The sequence below is a fragment of the Algoriphagus yeomjeoni genome, assembly GCF_003259505.1.
GTDB lineage: Bacteria > Bacteroidota > Bacteroidia > Cytophagales > Cyclobacteriaceae > Algoriphagus > Algoriphagus yeomjeoni.
This window is the reverse complement of sequence record NZ_QLLK01000007.1, coordinates 128,162-146,340: the sequence shown is the minus strand read 5'-3', so window position 1 is coordinate 146,340 and position 18,179 is coordinate 128,162. Positions and strand designations below refer to the sequence as shown.

At 41.3% G+C, this 18,179-nt stretch carries 16 protein-coding genes; 6 read left to right on the top strand and 10 right to left on the bottom strand.

The window, feature by feature from the left end:
• Positions 1 to 115: 115 nt before the first annotated feature.
• The 6 genes from LV83_RS13255 to LV83_RS13230 all read right to left on the bottom strand — a co-directional run bounded on the left by LV83_RS13255 (position 116) and on the right by LV83_RS13230 (position 9,430).
• Positions 116 to 2,779: a DUF7133 domain-containing protein gene (locus tag LV83_RS13255; protein ID WP_111612026.1), complete on the bottom strand. Its 2,664-nt coding sequence runs from the start codon at positions 2,777 to 2,779 to the stop codon at positions 116 to 118.
• Between the two features lie 212 nt (positions 2,780 to 2,991).
• Entirely contained in the window at positions 2,992 to 4,173 is a 1,182-nt protein-coding gene (locus tag LV83_RS13250; RefSeq protein WP_111612025.1) for an FG-GAP repeat domain-containing protein, read from the bottom strand.
• 25 nt (positions 4,174 to 4,198) lie between these two features.
• The gene (locus LV83_RS13245; RefSeq protein ID WP_111612024.1) at positions 4,199 to 7,054 is read right to left on the bottom strand and encodes a PVC-type heme-binding CxxCH protein; all 2,856 of its coding nucleotides are present in this window, start codon (positions 7,052 to 7,054) and stop codon (positions 4,199 to 4,201) included.
• A 48-nt stretch (positions 7,055 to 7,102) separates the two neighbouring features.
• Entirely contained in the window at positions 7,103 to 7,741 is a 639-nt protein-coding gene (locus tag LV83_RS13240) for a 3-keto-disaccharide hydrolase (RefSeq protein ID WP_111612023.1), read from the bottom strand.
• Between the two features lie 81 nt (positions 7,742 to 7,822).
• Positions 7,823 to 8,635 (bottom strand): creatininase family protein, encoded by an 813-nt coding sequence (locus LV83_RS13235; RefSeq protein ID WP_111612022.1) that lies wholly within the window; start codon positions 8,633 to 8,635, stop codon positions 7,823 to 7,825.
• Between the two features lie 186 nt (positions 8,636 to 8,821).
• Positions 8,822 to 9,430 (bottom strand): hypothetical protein, encoded by a 609-nt coding sequence (locus LV83_RS13230; protein WP_111612021.1) that lies wholly within the window; start codon positions 9,428 to 9,430, stop codon positions 8,822 to 8,824.
• 325 nt (positions 9,431 to 9,755) lie between these two features.
• Between LV83_RS13230 and LV83_RS13225 the strand changes: the two genes are divergently transcribed.
• Complete coding sequence (locus LV83_RS13225; protein WP_111612020.1) at positions 9,756 to 10,463, top strand: ferritin-like domain-containing protein; 708 nt, start codon at positions 9,756 to 9,758, stop codon at positions 10,461 to 10,463.
• 25 nt (positions 10,464 to 10,488) lie between these two features.
• Positions 10,489 to 11,307, top strand: a complete 819-nt coding sequence (locus LV83_RS13220) for a ferritin-like domain-containing protein (protein WP_111612019.1) — start codon at positions 10,489 to 10,491, stop codon at positions 11,305 to 11,307.
• Positions 11,308 to 11,556: 249 nt separating this feature from the next.
• Here the strand turns inward: LV83_RS13220 and LV83_RS13215 are convergent, their stop codons facing one another.
• Positions 11,557 to 12,084, bottom strand: a complete 528-nt coding sequence (locus LV83_RS13215) for a GNAT family N-acetyltransferase (protein WP_146613719.1) — start codon at positions 12,082 to 12,084, stop codon at positions 11,557 to 11,559.
• Between the two features lie 13 nt (positions 12,085 to 12,097).
• A complete protein-coding gene (locus LV83_RS13210; protein WP_111612017.1) occupies positions 12,098 to 12,604 on the bottom strand; it encodes a RidA family protein in 507 nt (168 codons plus the stop codon).
• 81 nt (positions 12,605 to 12,685) lie between these two features.
• On the opposite strand from LV83_RS13210, the gene LV83_RS13205 reads away from it, so the two are divergent.
• Positions 12,686 to 13,147 (top strand): GNAT family N-acetyltransferase, encoded by a 462-nt coding sequence (locus tag LV83_RS13205; protein ID WP_111612016.1) that lies wholly within the window; start codon positions 12,686 to 12,688, stop codon positions 13,145 to 13,147.
• A gap of 36 nt (positions 13,148 to 13,183) precedes the next feature.
• Here the strand turns inward: LV83_RS13205 and LV83_RS13200 are convergent, their stop codons facing one another.
• Positions 13,184 to 14,107 carry a hypothetical protein gene (locus LV83_RS13200; protein WP_111612015.1) on the bottom strand — a complete coding sequence of 308 codons (924 nt, stop codon included), beginning with the start codon at positions 14,105 to 14,107 and terminating at the stop codon, positions 13,184 to 13,186.
• A 52-nt stretch (positions 14,108 to 14,159) separates the two neighbouring features.
• Positions 14,160 to 15,062: a mechanosensitive ion channel family protein gene (locus LV83_RS13195; protein WP_111612014.1), complete on the bottom strand. Its 903-nt coding sequence runs from the start codon at positions 15,060 to 15,062 to the stop codon at positions 14,160 to 14,162.
• Positions 15,063 to 15,226: 164 nt separating this feature from the next.
• Here LV83_RS13195 and LV83_RS13190 point away from each other — a divergent pair, with 164 nt between their 5' ends.
• From LV83_RS13190 to kdsA, 3 genes are read left to right on the top strand one after another with little or no spacing between them, the layout of a single operon-like run.
• A complete protein-coding gene (locus tag LV83_RS13190) occupies positions 15,227 to 16,768 on the top strand; it encodes a carbon-nitrogen hydrolase family protein (protein ID WP_111612013.1) in 1,542 nt (513 codons plus the stop codon).
• Positions 16,750 to 17,334: a KdsC family phosphatase gene (locus LV83_RS13185; protein ID WP_111612012.1), complete on the top strand. Its 585-nt coding sequence runs from the start codon at positions 16,750 to 16,752 to the stop codon at positions 17,332 to 17,334. Before LV83_RS13190 ends, LV83_RS13185 begins: the two co-directional genes overlap by 19 nt.
• Complete coding sequence (kdsA, locus tag LV83_RS13180; RefSeq protein ID WP_111612011.1) at positions 17,321 to 18,169, top strand: 3-deoxy-8-phosphooctulonate synthase; 849 nt, start codon at positions 17,321 to 17,323, stop codon at positions 18,167 to 18,169. Before LV83_RS13185 ends, kdsA begins: the two co-directional genes overlap by 14 nt.
• Positions 18,170 to 18,179: the final 10 nt, after the last annotated feature.

The window sequence follows — 18,179 nt, the reverse complement described above, 5'->3', positions numbered from 1 at the left end:
TGAAATCTTGTGATAAAAAAAACACCTTGGATTTTTAAAATCTCAAGGTGTTTTGATGCTCAATTAAGCTTGCAATTGTCCTGCGGTCTGCAAGACACAGACCAGGGTTCTTTACTTACTTCTGAGCTTGTAAGTAGGTCACTAAAGAAGCTAATTCCTCATAGGAAAGTGCATTTGCAAGACCTGGAGGCATCATGGAAGTTTCCATTACTTTACGAGTTTTGATAGTGCTTTTGTCAAGTTTTGTTGCTGTACCAGTGATATCTTGAATTACTACCTCATCCGCTGTCTCTGCAGTCACAAAACCCATGTAGGATTTGTCGTCATTGGTGTCAATAAGTACAGAAGCGAAGCCTTGGGAAATAGATGCGTTTGGCTTAAGAATAGATTCAGTGATCTGAGAACGATTCATGATAGAGCCGATCTGCCCCATAAAAGGACCTTTCAGTGGCTGACCTTTCTCTATGCTATGGCAAGCGATACATCCTTGGCTGGTGAAAAGCGTTTTTCCTTTGACAGGATCGCCTTTAAGATCTTGAACCGCGATCATTACATCTTCGATGGACGAAGCACCAACCTGACCTTTTTTGCTTTTGATTTTTTCCAAATCAACTTCGGTTTCTTGAATCACCAAGTTTGATTCTCCTACACCTAAATCTTCAATATCCATTCTATTTCGCTCATTCAGATCTGCAAAGAATTGTCTTTTTGTAGGGTCTTCCTGAGCATTTCTTTCACCTACCAAGAAGTCTTTGATCTGATCAGAAGATTCCCAAGTGATGGCTTTATAATAAGGTCCATGCGTGTCTGGGCGTGTGCCCCACCACCAAGAACCGTCATAAGGAGCTTCTTTCTTGTACAATCTGGAAAGTGTGCCTAAAATCTCTGCTTTTAGCTCCATATCATCTGTGTCTCTGTAAGCTTCAATCAATCCGTCCACGGCCTTAGGATCATGCATGAAGCGTAGCGCCCACAAGGCAATCTGTGAATTATCAGTTCCAATAGCATCCACAGTAGCATCTACTGCATTCAGCTTCACAAGTGATTTTACAGCTACGTGCGGGAGGATAATTGCAGAATTAGGAGTAGCATGTGGCCCTTCGGTACCTTTTTCAGGCTGTTTGAATGAAGCGGGTACTTTTACTTTCAATAGTTCCTCAGCTGCTTCAGGGTTTCCTATTCTTCCCAATGCAACTATTGCTGCAGATTTTACTCGATCGTTTGGATCAGTTACACCTTCAATAAATGGATCCAGCGGAACACCTTGAAGGCAAGTTTTTCGATCTGCCAAGGCTCTTAAAGCGAATTCTCTAATTTTCTCCTCTTGGCTCAATTTCACTAACTCATCATTTCCACTCTCGCAAGTAGCTTGAGCGTAAGTGTAAATCCCTGCTACTCTTGATTCCAGCGGTAAGGTCTTATCAGTTGCTACAGAAAGCGCCGCAGCACCAGCTTCCTCCGGAAATCTAGCTAGCATTTCACGTTGTGCGTGAAAACGGGAAACTGAATTATTTGCTTTAAGTAATTCTGTCAATTCATCCAGTGTAGCTGTATTTAAATCTGGTGCAGCTTCATAAGTCCAATCTTTTGGCACTACGCGTACCACGTACCCTTTTTCCGGACTACCAAAATATCCAGCTCCATTCCAGGCAGCCAAGTACATTCTGCCTGAAGCATCTAAGTCAATGTCTGTAATTTGAGCCAATTTGATAAATTCCTCATTTTGCTGTGTAAATCCAGCTCCATCCATAGTTACTCTATGAATATACAATTGGCTTCTGCCCCAATCGGCCATCATCGGCACATGATTGTATTTGGCAGGCCAGCGATCATCATCCATAAAATAACTACCAGTACCGGATCCTCCACCTAAATCAACCAAGGCTGGGATAATTTCTTCTGTGAAATTTTTGAAAAAATTAGGGTAACCATATTCACCGGACTGGGTGTAGTGGATGAAACGGATGTTCCAGCCTCCACCATCATTTGTATTACCACGGGTATAGATATTCATAAATGGATCAATCGCCACATCATAGATGTTTCTTGTTCCGTGGATATATTCTTCCATTTCGGTGCCATCAGGTCTAACGCGAACTATTCCTCCACCAAGCATAGTCATTTGCGTACCATCTCTGTCTGTGGCATTGTGGAAGCCGAAATCACCCACAGCGATATAAATCCATCCGTCGATGCCCATTCGGATACCATTTGTTGAGTGGTCTGTTCCACGGGAGCGTAGAGATTCCGGTGAAGATATGCCTTCAATCAGCAATTTGGATGGACCATCAGCTATGCCATCATTGTCTTTATCCTCAAAAACAACCAAATTCATGCCTTCAGCTTTTCCTGTTTCTTCGGAAAACTGGGTGTGAAGAACGAAGACTTGGTCTCTTACTGAGATGATTCCTCTTGGATTGTCTACTTTGACAAATTCAGTATGGGAGTCCAATTCTCCATCATTATCGCTGTCAACTAGACGAACTATTGCTCCTTTTCCAGGCTCTTTACCTAAAGAACCCATCATATCCACACCTACGAATACTTTTCCATCGGCCGACACTGACAAAGCAGCTGGACTAGGGACTATATCCGGACCAGCAAAATTGGTCATGATCAATTCGGTACTATCTGCACCATGATTTGCAGTATCGAGAGGGAACTGTGGATAGTAATTGGTAAGCTCTTCCAAATCGGTTTTTCTGGTGTCAGGACTTGAGCATCCAAAAGCTAGAAAAGAACAAACAAGGGCAATTATTGGTATTGAAATTTTAGACATGCTAAAATATATTTAGAGGTTTATTATTTCGGGTTATGCGGTTTGCACCCTCAAATATATTAGGATCAATGATAAAAGGGGAGTTAAAATCAATAGAGGCTCAGTTCCAGTGAATTTTGGCTCATTTGATAGGTTTAGTGGTTAAAGAAGGACTCATTTACCAAGTTATTCCAGAGGCTATTATAGCTTATAAATATGAGATGAAGTTTTTTTCACTTTATCTGGTTCTGGAAAAGAAAGACTCCGTTCTTATTTGCAATCACGATGTCAGGTTTGCCATCTTTATTCATGTCTTCGACAGCAATATTTAAACCAGCACCAGAATCATTATCGATGATGTGTTCACGGAAAAATGGACCAAACATGGGGGTGAATTCGAAATAGACCAAGTAGGGAGTGTCATCGTCTCCCGCGTCATTTCCATTGTGCGCCAAGTATCTCTTTCCAGTGATCATTTCTAGATTTCCATTTCCGTTCAGATCAGCCATTATCGTTGAATGGGTCTGAGCAGTTATGTTACTCATGAGATGAGTTTTGAATGTTGAATCATTTATATACTCGTGCCACCATATACCCAGAGAGTGTGCAGATGAGCTAATCACGTCATTATCCAAATCTCCATTGACGTCTAGTATTTGCATATGGGCAGCTGGTTCACTGATTAAAACAGGGTGAAAAACCCAGTCTCCGGATTTCTTATCGGCTTTGCCTTCAAACCAACCGTCAACCAAAACAACATCATCAATTTTATCTCCATTGATATCGCCATACCCTAAGCCATGGGAAAAACGGTCAGTTCCAGCGACATTTTCTTCTGAAATATTAAAGCGCTTCCACGCAGTTGTGCCAGGAGTAGTTGGAGCTTGGAGCCAGATAATTTGCCTTTTGGCATAGTCACCACACAGGATATCGAGTCTCCCATCTCCATCAACATCCACAAAAGCAGGTGACTCATTTGAGATGCCGACAGAGTCTGCGATGATATGCTTTTTCCAGCTGTTGCTTTCAGTTTTTGGATTTTCAAACCAATATGCAGGCGTACCCGGATAATCTATAATAACTACATCATCCCAACCATCGAGATTTACATCCATTCCTAGATTCAAGAAGGAATTGCTGTATTCTTTTCTTGGGTCAAAAACTTTAGAGGGAGAAATTTCATGTCGCGTCCAATCAGGCGCTTCAAACCAATAGTATCCTGCAATTATATCCAGCTGACCATCTTTATTCATATCTCCGACGGCCACTCCTTCTGAGAGAAAATCTCGGGTGATCACCGTTTTGGTAAATTCTGGCTCTGCCGAATTTTGACAAAATGCTGGGCTTGTGACAACTGAAAGAGCTAGAACTCCAGTGAATCCCAACGCTATACTTTTAAAAAATCCATTTTTCATATTTCTTGATTTTAGGAAGATGGTTTTAAGGCCTTAAGTTCAATTTAGACAATTGCATGTTCAATTCATGATTGCTATGGGAATTTGATTCTTCAAGAGAGTTTTTAAGTTTTTGCAAAGCTGCAATCGCTGCTGGGGTGTTTAGCTCTCCGAGTTTCTGTACGGCGTATTTTAGTATCATTGGATTCGAAGCTTTTTGGCACAAAGCCAAGGCTCTATCAGGGTCCAAACTAGCCAAAGGTTCTACAGCATACCAAAGCATAAGCGGCATATTATGATCCTCCAGATCTTCTGTTCTTTTTACCAAGGCTTCCATGACATCCCAACTTTTTTCCGGTTCCAATCGAAGCATGGCCGACACTAAATAAAGTCTAACCAAAGCTGATTGATCGCTTTCAGCCATCCTAGCAAATTGAGTTAACATCTCATCAGACACTGCTTTATCTTCAGCTGCAAGTTGTATCGCCCAGCTTCTGAGGTATTCATCATCATCTTGCATCAACTCCATCAGATCAGCGTCTTCCAAACTATTCGTTACCTGCAAGGTCCAAAGTGCACGAAGTCTATTCGAAGTTTCAGGGGCATTTGCCAGGATGTTTTTCAAAACTGCTTTTGCTTCAGGGGTAGCGCCACGCTCTTGCAATAGTGTCCTAGCCTGTCTTGCATACCATTCATTTTGATGTGTTTGGTAGTTGGCAAGGGCCACACTGCTTTCCTTGGACAAATCAACTTTTACCCATTGATCTTTTTCATGGGAAATCTTAAAAATCCTGCCAAGAGATTTATCATGCACATCTGGATTGGGACTGTGACATTGGTTTTGATCGTACCAATCGATGGCAAAGACAGATCCGTCAGGTCCATATTTGAAATTGAGCCATTGGGACCAAGAATCGTTCATGGCCATAAAGTCATTTTGATGCGTCGCCACATAGCCTGAACCCGATCTATTCAATTGATCAATATTCAGACGAGAACCATTTATGTTGTTCATGAAAATGTTGTTTCTATACTTTTCCGGCCAGGTATTCCCACCCAAATAAATCATCGCCCCGGCGTGGGCATGTCCACCTCCAGCGGATGCTGAACGGAAATTGCCAGCATGCGGACCTCGATTCCCAACCCAATGAACATGATCTGCGATGGTCTTGATGTCGTCATAGGTATATGGATTGAAGTGTTTGCCTGCTTGTCTTTGGTAGCGTGCGCCTTGAATGACATGATACATATGAGGAATGACACAAACCGTAATGAATGGATGACCATAGCTATTGAAGTCAATGCCCCAAGGATTGCTGCTGCCTTCGGCAAAAACTTCAAACTCGTGTCTGGTGGGATGGTAGCGCCAAACTCCTGCATTAATTTTTGTGCGTTCTGCACCTGAGGAACCTGGTTTGCCCACATTGGAATGGGTGAAAACCCCATGAGTACCGTAAAGCCAGCCGTCCGGTCCCCATCTTAGATTGTTCAGCACTTCGTGAGTATCATCTGTTCCCCAGCCATCTAGGAGTTTCACAGGAGGACCGGTAGGTTTGTCACTTTCAAAATCTGCCGGAATAAATAGGAGGTAAGGAGCCGCTCCCAGCCATACTCCACCCATCCCAACTTCGATTCCGCTAACCAAATTGAGCCCTTCGGTAAAGACTTTTCTGGAATCCAAGGTGCCATCTCCATCAGTATCTTCAAAAATCAAAATTCTATCTTTTCCTTCACCTTCAGGTGCCGGAGTAGGGTAGGTGTGACCTTCCACAACCCAAAGTCTTCCTTTTGGATCTAGGGTAAAGCTAATCGGTCGGATAATGTCAGGCTCAGCTGCTGCGAGTGTGATTTTAAAACCATCAGGAAGGGTCATAGCTTTGGCAGCATCAATGCCTGAAAGACCAGAATTTAAAACTGGATCAAGTGGAGGCAAGATAATTATATCTTCCTGCTTCAGTTCGTTTGGAAAACTTGGGCGACTAGCATAAAACTCAAAATCGTCAAAATTGATATGTGCCCATTTATCATCAGAGATGTAAGGGATTTGGGAAATGCCAGTTTCGTTATCGATGATGCGAATGAAAATTGGCTTTTCTAAGTATTCACTTAAATCTACTACCACTGGCTGTAGTGTCGCGCGACCCTGCCCGGTTGATGTAAATATCACTTGGTCAGATTCTGATAAAACCAACTCAACTCGCGTATCAGCTAATGCACCACCAGAAACCAAAAAGCTCGCAAATGGCTGAGTTACTTCAAATGGAACTGAGGTAAGTGTCCCAGTCAATTTGTAGTTCTTAGTTCCTCCACTGCTTAGGAAATCTTTACCCTCAAAGTTTATCTTATCTTCCTCACCATGCACTGGAGAGGGATCAGTAGTGAAAATTGGATTTGCAAAAGCATCACCTGAAGCTGTCCAATCTTTGAGAGTGCCGGTTTCAAAGTTTAGATTCAGCGGTTTTCCATCCTTTTTTGGAGTAATTCCGGCTATTTTGGTATGGACTTCATCACCCTCAATCAATTCAAATTTTCCAACCATACCCGCCGCTCGGTGACCTGGGATAGAGCAATAGTAGATGTCATCACTGACAGCTACGAAAGTGATGCTTGTGGTCGCCCCTTTGTCCAAAATGGTGGAACTTTTAATCCCTAGCTTTTCCATGGCTACATCGTGAGTCATGATCTCCCCATTGGTGATGGTAATGGTGATTTGATCGCCTTTTTTGGCTCTTAACGTAGGATTTCTAGTTCCGTCAGGAGCAAAATATCCAAGAATGGTTGCTTGCAATTTGAACTCAATTTCATTCGGAGGATCGCTGAGAATTACTGTTGAAGCGAAGGAAGGAAAAGAATTAGCGCACAGCATAAGGCAAAAAACGAATGCTATCCAGTTTTTGATCATGGCTTTTGGGTTGATTGGTAATCTGTAGATACTGAATCAACCTTTAATCTATTCTTTTTGAGGCAGTTCTTCAATAAAAATATCCTTAAATGCTACCTGAGCTTTTCCGCCACCATGAATTTGTAATCCTATTAAACCTGACTGGGGAATAGTTTGGTCTGCTTCTGTATAATCAACTGTCTGATGACCATTAATAAAAAGCTGGATTCGGCCATTTTCAGCCTGTACTTTATAGTCGTTCCAATCATTGATGTTGATCCAAGACAGTACCTGAGCTGAATCTGGAGCGATCAGAGTTACATTTCTCCGAGATTCATCATACAAACTTGCCCAATAGCCATTTCCCCAATCAGCTTGATAGCCTTCCATCTCATAGGCTGGATTGCTTAGTCTTTTGCTGTGAAATTGGACTCCAGAATTGATAAATCCCTCTGTGCCCGTTAGCTTAATTTTTAGGGTCAGAATGAAATTCTCATAGTTTCGGTCAGTTACCAGAAACTCATTATTCGGGACAGTTTCTTCCAATGAACCGCCCACGATCATTCCATCTTCCACTCGCCAGGTATTCTCAGTATCTCCTTCCCAACCTGCCAGGGTCTCCCCATCAAAGAGCGATTTTCTAGATTCACTGCAACCAAAAAGGGCGATAATTAGAACCAGAAAAACTAATAAGAGAGTTGATTTCATGGAAAAACTGTTTCATAAAAAGACACTGATTAAAGTAGTTATAATTTATTCCATTCAATTTAGAATTCCGAATGCTGAAGACTACAAACCAGCCATATCCCACTTTTTGATGACCTCCTTAATAAAGGCTGAGACTTTTGCATTTACTTTTTGGAAGTATTCATCTGCCTGATCCTGATCAAAGTTTGGATATCCTTGTCCCGGTTGATATAATCCAATAGAAGAAGGAAAAGGAGTGGCAGACCAAGTTCCAGCCTCTGGGTAGGCAGTTGTCATGTCTGGAATATACTTTTCTTTATGTACGAGTGTAGGGTCGATGGCCTGGATGTATGCGGTTTCATTCAGACCGGCATGGCCACCATCTTCTTTGAAAACCTCCAAAGTCACATCTGAAGCAAATGACCACCAATTGATCACTAAAGTTCTAACTCCAAGTTCGTTTGCTATTTCTCCGGCGACTTCTTGTAAAACTTTGGTTTGCCCTCCACCATGGCCGTTTAAAATTATGATATTTTTAAATCCGTTTTTGGCAAGACCTTTTAGAATATCCCTAATAAAAGGTCTGTATGCAGCTTCAGTAATTTGAAATGCACCAGGATAAGCCGCCATGCTTCCAGTTATTCCATAATTAAGCGTTGGTGCGATCAATGCATTTAGATCATCCGCTATGTCCTTTGCCATGGCAAATGGAGCTGTATTATCTGCTCCGTTGTTGACCACGCCATGTGGCTCAAGTGTTCCAGTTGGTAGAAGGACGGTGGTGATTTTCTCAGGAACAAACTCTGCAAATTCCATCCAGTTGATCCTATCCATTTCACGTGTTGAAATCGACGCTTGAGCGAAAGTATAAAGTGATAAACCACTAAAAATAAAAGTAAAAAGAAGCTTTTGCATGAAAGGATTTTATTTCAAAATAGGAGTTTTTTAGGAGATCTGCTGAAAAAATCCATGACTGGAAACTTAAAGGGTCGCAAAATCACTAAAAAGATTCCAATGGTTTTAGAAATAGGAATAAAAAAATTGCCAAAAAAAGAGCAGGAATTCAAATTCCTGCTCTTTGACATCTTTAGTTAGGAGATGTTAGTTACAACTAACATTTGGATTGAATTTGGTGAAAATTCCTGATGGGTTGTTTTTCCATATCCATACATGAAGCTGGTAGTTGTCGAAAGGAAGTGGGTTTGGAGCAAAAGCTTCATCAAACACCTGCATGCCAAAATATGGAATCATATCATTTTCTTGATCCCAGAATTCTTTTACAATTACAAATTCCACACCTACTAATTTCATCTGTCCATTTTTACTCATTTCGTATAGCAGTGCTTCAGGCATAGTAGGGTCATATGTCCCATCTACAGCCGCAAAATTAACGAAGTGATAACCCATTCCTCCATCTTCTGAGGCAACGCAGTCGGAACCTTGTTCGTAACCATCGGCCATTGCCACTTCAATACTATGATATTTAGCCGTGGCAGCTCGGAGATCTGCGAGCATTTTTAATGTTTCTGGGTCCATTCTCAGGTTTTCTAGTGGAAAGGGATCCGGGTATTCCGTGACCTTCTCGAGACTGGAGTTTTGATCTAGTGGTTGATTGAGATTGGCTTCATCTGTCACGCAACCTGAAAAGGAAAGTAATACTGTCGCAAACAGCAGAAGCCCTCCAATTGAATTTGGAATGTAATTTTTCATTGTTATTGAGGTTTTTATTGAAAAGTTAGAAATAATAAAAATTCATAAACCCTGGTGGGTACCGAAAACTAATTGATTGTATATCAATTATTTAATGACAAAATTTACTGAAATTGTGGGTTTTTACCAAATCGTTTATGGTATTTTTCAATAACACCTACTGCTCATTGAAACGCATTGATTTCATTTTTTAACTCCTCTTCTAAATCCAGTTGGCATAATCACTTCGTAAATCTTTTTCAAATCACCTCTTCGAATCTCGATGTGTGATTGAATCTTTTCAATTGAAAACCATAACCGGATTATTAACCTAAACACTCTGAAAATGAAAAACGAATTAATCAAGCCTCAAGGACTGGTGAAAAATGCGAATCGCAGACAGTTCCTAAAAACAGGCTCTCTCTCAGTAGCCGCCGCAGGATTGATCTTGGCAGGCTGTAAAGATATTGAAGATGTGAATCCAATGCCTCCTATGGGAGATGGCGTAATGCTAGGCTCAGGAGATATCGGGATTTTGAACTATGCCTACGCTCTTGAGCAATTAGAAGCGGCATTTTATGCAGCGGTAATGCAAGGAAGCTACTTTGCGAATGCAAGCGCAGAGGAGAAGACTATCATGGGTGATTTGGAAAAACACGAAAGAGCTCACCGAGAGTTTTTCAAAGCGGCTTTAGGGGATGCAGCGATTGCTGATTTATCAGTTGATTTTAGCTCTATTGATTTCAGTAGTAGAACTTCTGTGTTGGGAGCAGCAAAAACTTTTGAAGATCTAGGAGTTGCGGCATATAATGGTGCTGGTCAGTTTATCCAGAACGTAGATTACTTATTGATTGCAGGTAAAATAGTTTCTGTAGAAGCTAGACATGCCGCAGCAATCAGAGATTTGATCAATCCAGGTTCTGCTGATTTTGCAGGAGATGATTTGATCGATGCAAATGGTCTGGAGCGCACCCTAAACTTTAGTCAAGTATTGACTGCCGCAAGTACTTACGTGACTACACCAATTGACTTCAGTCAACTTCCAACATCCTAATCAACCACTTTAAACAACACTAGATATGAACTTATTAAAATTGCTAGATAAAATGTGCCCGGACACCAATAGTTCGGAAGAGAAAGAACTATTTTTCTCCAGAAGAGAGGCTTTCCGCCAGTTTGGAGACATGAGTAAAAAAGTAGCTATGGCCGCTGTGCCACTTGGAATTCTGTCAGCTTTGCCGAAAGTAGCAAAGGCGGATACTGCAAGTTTGATTGGTGTATTGAATTATGCCTTAACCTTGGAGCATTTGGAGTACAGATATTACCAGATGGGAATTGAGTCAGGCGTAATTGATGGTGCTGACATGGCTATTTTTACCAAAATCAGAGACCATGAATTGGCTCACGTAAACTTTCTTCAAGAAGTAATTTCAAATGTGCTAATGGGGACGCCGGTTGCAGAACCAGAATTCGATTTCACAGCAGGTGGCAACTTTATGCCATTCTCTGATTACCCTACGTTTTTGGCACTTTCTCAAGCTTTTGAAGACACAGGAGTACGAGCGTACAAAGGTCAGGCAGGTAATGTGATGGAAAGTGATGTAGTATTGACAGCCGCGCTTTCGATACACTCAGTGGAAGCTAGACACGCCTCTATGGTCAGAAGATTGAGAACAAAGAAAGGTCAGGATGAAATTAAAGGTTGGATTACTAATAGTTCAATAGGTTCTCTCCCAGCAGTTACCCAAGGTATTTATGCCGGTGAAGATAATGTCACACACGGGGGTGTAAATGTGGTAAATCTAACTGGAATAGATGCTGGAGCAGTATCTGAAGGATGGGATGAGCCGCTTAACAAGGATCAAGTGTTGGGAATTGCATCGCTTTTCCTAGCATAAGAAGTAGTAATTAGTTGGGGTTAAGTGGTTAGATGTCACCTCCGTTTCGGGGTGGCATCTTTTTTTGCCTTAGCCGCAGGGAGCACAAAGGGTGACGCAGAGAACGCAGCTTTTTATTATCGTTAGCCTTCTTCTCTTGAAGCTGAATTGTATTTGGTTGTCTTTTAAAATTTCCCCTAGATATTCGCAGATTTCAGTAGATTTTTTTCGGCTTATTACATGTTTGCTGACAATATTCAGATTGAGCAGTCATAGCTCAATCTTATACAGACTACAAGGCTGCAATCTCGGATATTCTACTAAATCAGGATGCTCAAAGTCATATTCATACGTCATACCTATTTTTTGCATTACTCGTATTGAAGCTAGGTTTTTTGAGGATGCCAGAGAATACACTTCTTTGATGCCTAGCTCTTTGGCGAATTCAAGGCATCTTGCAGCGCCTTCGCTGGCATATCTTTGATTCCAAAATTTTTTTCTGATTCTCCAGCCAATATCTATGCACGGAGTAAAGTTGGCTTTAAAGGTCTTGGTGCCAAGTCCTATCATGCCTAAAAATTCTCCATTTTCTAGTAGATCAACTGCGAAATAACAATGACCACGCTCCTTGTAGAGTTTTGTCATTCTATCCATCAGGGCTTCTGACTCTTTCATAGAGAGCGGATGTTGGAAAAAAGTCATGGTTTCCTGATCTGCATTCATTTCAGTAAAAGCAGGAAGATCCGAAGCTTGCCAGAGGCGAAATCCAAGTCGTGGACTTTGAAAAAGAAAATTCATCTTATCGATATAATCAATCTTCCAACTCCACAATAACCTCGATCTCCACAGTCATATTTTTAGGCAAAGCCGCTACGCCAACTGCTGAGCGGGCATGCTTGCCTTTTTCCCCAAAGATTTCTACCATCAAATCAGAAAAGCCATTGATGACGGCAGGTTGTTTATCAAAGTTTGGATCTGAATTGACCATTCCTAATACTTTTACAAACTGCTTCACTTTACTCAAATCACCTGTTGCAGCCTTGAGGATAGCAATAACTTCCAGTCCGGTCTCCCGAGCTGCTTGATAGCCTTCTTCAATAGTGAGTTCTGCGCCAACTTTCCCATAGACATCTGGTCCTGTTCCTGACAGGTAAAGTAGATTACCAACTTGTTTCCACTTCACATAGTTTGCAATTGGGGCTCCGACTTCTGGCAGGGGTAGTCCAAGTTTTTCCAGATTTTGCTCTGGAGTCTGTGCGTTTGCGAGAAAAGCGACAAAAAGTAAAGGAAGTATGAGGATGAAGTTCTTGTATTTCATAAGAAGGAACAGTGATTTTAGCTTTTCTAAGCTAAGTGATTCTTTTTACTTTTGGTATTCATATTTTAAAAAGTTGTCCTGATGGATCAGATCGAGATAGTACCGTATTCAATGGAGTTAAGTCCGTTTTTCAAATCTATTAACCAAGCTTGGGTGGAAGACTATTTTTCTATCGAGCCATTTGATCAGGCTCAGTTTGACCATCCAGAGGAGACAATTATCCAGCCTGGCGGAACAATTATTTTTGCAAAATTAGGAGAAGAAGTTGTCGGGACAGTAGGGCTTCACAAAGTGAGCGATGAGGAATATGAACTCATCAAAATGGGCGTCTCTAGAAACGCGCAAGGAAAGGGACTAGGGATGATATTGGCTAGTGCGATTTTAGAAAAAGCTAAAGAAATGGGAGGGAAGAAGGTTGTGCTATATACCCATTCCAAACTGGGACCAGCTTTAAAAATCTATCAAAAATTAGGGTTTAAGCCAGCAGAACTTGAAGAAGGGAAGTATTGCAGATGTGATATAAAAATGGAGTTAGTCCTCTGAATATCAAATTTGAAATTTCAAACCTCAAATTAAGCTTTACCAGAATCTGAATGCTTTTTCAAACACTCTATTTCTGAAGAAGAAGTTGTCCCAAATATCAGGAGAAAAGTATATCTCCACACCAAAGTTGATCGTCATGTAGCCATCATAGCGATGAGTAAGTCCTGAGCCCCGGCGAACTCTGCCGTTATTTCTAAGGATCTTATCCACGTCTGGTAGACCGTTATCATCGATAAAACTTGGGTTTCTAATAGCCAGCCTTAGACGGTCAGGGTTGTTTCCAGTAACATAATCATCCACTAGGTCAAGGTAAAACTCGCTGACATTATAGGCTGAAATATCATCCATATAATCAGTCAGGGTGAATCTGTAATTTCCCTCAAGGAAAAAATCCATATAAACATTTGCCTTATATTTTAACCCCAAACCCATCGGGAAAGTAATGATATATCGATTGTAAGGGTTGTTTTCCAGTTGCAGAGGTCTCAAATCTACCCACTCCCCATCTAGCTCAGCCTTTGGATTATTAGTGGACATACCGAGTCCTGCGAAAATATATGGATTCAATAAGGAGCGATGGATATTTGGGACTTTTACCGGATTTAAGTAGTATTCCACCATCGCAGTAACCTCCCAATTTTGGGCTCTGAAATGTAGGTTTCTAGGTGTTCGGTAGGCTCTTGGGTCTGAGGGCGGATCTTGACCTGACATTTTAATGTAGGAAAAATCTAATCTTGCTTTAAGGTTAGTTCCGAAGATATAATGAGCTGCAATATTCGCATTCCAGTCAGGTTGGATACCTTCGTTATATTTCCAAAAGGAATACAGTTCTCCGTAGTACTGCGTCATTCCGGCACTTGCAGAAAATGACCAAGGCTCTTCAAACCGAAAACGATAAAAACTTTGCGAGAAGGCTCCTGTCGTTGAAAGAAATAGAATTATGAATAGAAATTTTTTCATAGAAAGCCTTCACATGATATTCTCAACAAAGGGATTGTTGCTGAAAATTAGGCTAATTTTCTAACTTATCAAACCCCGATTTAAGGTGAAGATCTCGTTGAGGGAATGGTATCTCAACTCCTTGCTCACCAAATTTTTTGAAGATTGTATAATATAATTGGCTTTTCAGCACTTTGGGCCTGTTAATATACTCTGAAGACCATACTCGGAGCGTGAAATTGATGCTATTGTCTCCATAACTGTCAAAAAGTACATCTGGAGCAGGTGTGTTGAGAACCCCAGCATTTTCTTTAGCGGCTTCGATAAGGATGCCTTTTATTTTTTCAGGGTTCTCCTTATAAGATACACCTACAGGGAAATTGAATCGAATATTTCGGTCATTATGAGACCAGTTAATCACAGGACTGTCAATAAATTGACTGTTTGGAACTATGATGGTGATGTTATCATTCGTCACAATGGTGGTGGATCGAGCAGATATTCTAATTACATCTCCAGAAACATCCCCCACTTCAATTCTATCTCCGACTTTTATGGGCTGCTCAAAAAGGATGATAAGTCCAGATATAAAATTATTTGTGATGTTTTGCAGACCAAAACCAATACCTACACCAAGAGCACCAGCCAGGATCCCGAAAGCACTTAAGTCAACTCCGTTAGTCTGAAGAATGGAAAATACGCCTGCCATAATGAGTACGTACTTGACGATCATCCCGATAGATGCTCTGGTACCCGAATCGATCTGATAGCGGTTTAAAATCTTGTGGACGAGTAGTCTTCTGATCCATTCAGTGACAATAAAAAGTATTACAAATGAGATAATTAAGGTGAGGACGAGACCAACAGTTAGCTTAGAATCACCAAGGTTGACTAGGCTATAATTGAATACTTGCTCTATCCATTCGATAAAGCCTTGCGCTTTTTCCTCAGCCACATCTTTTATTTCTTGCTGCATTTAAATCTTCATTACTTTGATTTTTCTTCTAGCACAACAAATCCAGAATTGCATTTAATGTACCATAATTCTGTTAAAACATGCAATCATTTGCATTGTTCGCTTTCTTTTTGTTGGATAGGAGTGAATGGAGATATTTAATTGAATTTGGCTAATTTTGAAACATGAGCAAGCAAAAAGAAGAGCTAGAGCATAGGCTAAAGCTTAGAAATATTAAACTCTCGGATTACGATGATATCCGGGAAATCATGGTTTCCATATATAAAAATCAAGGTGGGGCTTGGACTAAAGAAGAGCTTAAAAACCAACTAAAAGCATTCCCTGAAGGTCAAATTGCGATAGAAGATAACGGCAAAGTAGTAGCAGCTGCCATGAGTTTGGTGGTCGATTACAATAAGTTTGGGGACAACCATACCTACGATCAGATCACAGGTTTTGGCAAATTCGACACACATGACATGGAGGGCGATACGCTGTATGGGACGGATGTTTTTGTACATACCGACTATAGAGGTATGAGACTTGGACGTAGATTGTATGATGTGCGAAAGGAGCTTTGTGAGAACCTCAATCTGCGGTCTATCATTGCTGGCGGGAGAATCCCCGGATACACCAATTATGCCGATGAGATGACACCGAGGAAATACATAGATCTGGTCAAAAACAAGGAGATTTTTGATTCGGTTTTGTCTTTCCAGCTGGCAAATGAATTCCACGTACGGAAAGTAATTACTAAGTATTTGCCTTCTGATACGGATTCAAGAGCATATGCCACACTACTTGAGTGGATCAATATTTATTATGAAAAGGACGAGAAGCTAATCGGTAATAAGAAGTCGATCGTACGCTTAGGCTTAGTTCAATGGAAGATGCGTCGCTTCTCCAATGTGGATGATTTGATGCAGCAGGTGGAGTTTTTCGTGGATACAGTTTCTGGATACAAATCGGATTTTTGCCTTCTACCTGAATTCTTCAATGCACCGCTTTTAGCTGAATTCAACGATATGGATGCCTCTGAAGCAATCCGTAATCTGGCAGATTATACTGACGAGATTATCAGTAGAATGAGCGATCTGGCGGTTTCTTATAACGTGAATATTGTCGCTGGCTCCATGCCTGAGTATGATGGGAAAAAGCTACGAAATGTGAGTTACCTCTGCCGCAGAGACGGTACGCAAGATAAGCAATACAAGCTTCACATCACTCCTGATGAGGCTTCCTACTGGGGTTTACAGGGTGGAAATGGGATCAATGTCTTCGATACCGATGCAGGAAGAATTGGAATTTTAATTTGTTATGATGTGGAATTTCCAGAATTGGGAAGAATCCTCGCTGAGCAGGAAATGGACATTATGTTCGTTCCTTTTTGGACAGATACTAAGAATGCCTTCCTTCGTGTGAATACCTGTGCAAAGTCTAGGGCAATTGAGAATGAATGCTACGTGGCCATCACAGGATCTGTAGGCAATCTACCGAAAGTAGAGAATATGGATATTCAGTATTCTCAGGCTGCGATTTACTCACCTTCAGATTTCTCTTTTCCACACGATGCCGTAGTAGCCATGGCTTCAGAAAATGAAGAAACTATTATCGTTGCCGATGTAGACTTGGATCTTTTGACTAAGCAGAGAAAAGCAGGAAGTGTACGAAACCTCGAGCAAAGAAGACTCGACCTTTATTCTATCCAATGGAAACAGAAAAAATAATAGCTGAATACTTCGCTCACATTTCTGAAGATGTTTGGGAAAGAGCCGCTAAAATAAAATTGATCATCACTGACATCGACGGTGTGATGACTGACGGTGGGATTATCTATGATGATAATAAGCTGGAGTTCAAAAAATTTAATGTCAAAGATGGCTTGATCGTTTACCACCTTCGGAAAAGCGGCCTTATGGTGGGCGCAATCACCGGCAGAGAATCGTATGTGGTACAAAACCGCTGCGAGGAACTCAAGTTTGATTTTCACTACCACGGAGTTAAGAATAAGGGTAAAAAGTTTAATGAGGTGTTAGAGACCCTTGAGCTTCAGGCTGAGGAAGTGGCATATATTGGCGATGACCTGATTGATTTGCCAATTTTATCACGTGTAGGCTTGGCGGTAGTTTCTAGCGATGCGATGGAATACGTGAAGCCGATTGCGCACTATGTTTCTAGATTTAAAGGAGGAGAAGGTGTTTTTCGTGAAGTGGGAGATATTCTCCTTCATGCCAACGAGCAGCTAGTTCCATTAATTAACACTTTATCCCAAAAGGAAAATGACAAGAAATAATAAACCTATGCGGATCACTGATTCGGTGATTTTAGGCAAAGAGAAACCTGTTTTATTCGCTGGGCCATGTGCCGTAGAAAGCTTTGATATTTGCCTCGAAATAGGAACTAAAGTAAAAGAATGGGCGGAACAGCATGGATTCTCCTATGTTTTTAAAGCTTCATTTGATAAAGCAAACCGTACTTCTTCAGGTTCATTTCGAAGTATAGGAATGGATAAATCGCTGGAAGTTTTACAGCGCGTAGGAAATGCTTTGAACGTACCGTTGGTGACAGATATTCATGAAAGCTATCAGGTGAAGGATGTGGCTGAAGTGGTGGATGTGCTTCAGATTCCAGCATTTCTTTGTCGACAGACGGATTTGCTCTTAGCGGCCGGCGAAAGTGGAAAAGCTGTCAAAATCAAGCGTGGACAGTTTATGGCTCCCGAGGATATGCAATACGCTGTTAGCAAAGTGAGGTCAACTGGAAATGAGAATGTTTGTCTTACAGAGAGAGGTTTTTCTCTTGGCTACCATAATCTTGTCGTTGATATGCGAGGATTACCGATCATGCGTCAGTTTGCACCCGTAGTTTTTGACATTACCCATTCTGTGCAGCAGCCAGGTGGACAAGGCGGAAGTAGTGGAGGTCAGCGTGAGTTTGCTCCGATTTTGGCAAGAGCCGCGGCAGCTACGGGCATCGATGGATTCTTTATAGAAACACATCCAGATCCGTCCAAAGCATTGAGCGATGGGCCAAATTTGATCCCACTGCATAAAATGGGCGGATTTCTGGAAATGCTAAAAGAAGCCTGGACGCTGGGAAGAAAGTATCAGGATTTTGAAGTTGAATAATCAGTTCAAA

Coding starts and splice junctions, on each gene's coding strand:
- LV83_RS13205 (WP_111612016.1), top strand. CDS start 12,686: ATGGATCAGATCGAGATAGTACCGTATTCAATGGAGTTAAGTCCGTTT.
- LV83_RS13195 (WP_111612014.1), bottom strand. CDS start 15,062: ATGCAGCAAGAAATAAAAGATGTGGCTGAGGAAAAAGCGCAAGGCTTT.
- LV83_RS13225 (WP_111612020.1), top strand. CDS start 9,756: ATGAAAAACGAATTAATCAAGCCTCAAGGACTGGTGAAAAATGCGAAT.
- kdsA (WP_111612011.1), top strand. CDS start 17,321: ATGACAAGAAATAATAAACCTATGCGGATCACTGATTCGGTGATTTTA.
- LV83_RS13220 (WP_111612019.1), top strand. CDS start 10,489: ATGAACTTATTAAAATTGCTAGATAAAATGTGCCCGGACACCAATAGT.
- LV83_RS13200 (WP_111612015.1), bottom strand. CDS start 14,107: ATGAAAAAATTTCTATTCATAATTCTATTTCTTTCAACGACAGGAGCC.
- LV83_RS13255 (WP_111612026.1), bottom strand. CDS start 2,779: ATGTCTAAAATTTCAATACCAATAATTGCCCTTGTTTGTTCTTTTCTA.
- LV83_RS13190 (WP_111612013.1), top strand. CDS start 15,227: ATGAGCAAGCAAAAAGAAGAGCTAGAGCATAGGCTAAAGCTTAGAAAT.
- LV83_RS13240 (WP_111612023.1), bottom strand. CDS start 7,741: ATGAAATCAACTCTCTTATTAGTTTTTCTGGTTCTAATTATCGCCCTT.
- LV83_RS13250 (WP_111612025.1), bottom strand. CDS start 4,173: ATGAAAAATGGATTTTTTAAAAGTATAGCGTTGGGATTCACTGGAGTT.
- LV83_RS13215 (WP_146613719.1), bottom strand. CDS start 12,084: ATGAATTTTCTTTTTCAAAGTCCACGACTTGGATTTCGCCTCTGGCAA.
- LV83_RS13210 (WP_111612017.1), bottom strand. CDS start 12,604: ATGAAATACAAGAACTTCATCCTCATACTTCCTTTACTTTTTGTCGCT.
- LV83_RS13185 (WP_111612012.1), top strand. CDS start 16,750: ATGGAAACAGAAAAAATAATAGCTGAATACTTCGCTCACATTTCTGAA.
- LV83_RS13230 (WP_111612021.1), bottom strand. CDS start 9,430: ATGAAAAATTACATTCCAAATTCAATTGGAGGGCTTCTGCTGTTTGCG.
- LV83_RS13235 (WP_111612022.1), bottom strand. CDS start 8,635: ATGCAAAAGCTTCTTTTTACTTTTATTTTTAGTGGTTTATCACTTTAT.
- LV83_RS13245 (WP_111612024.1), bottom strand. CDS start 7,054: ATGATCAAAAACTGGATAGCATTCGTTTTTTGCCTTATGCTGTGCGCT.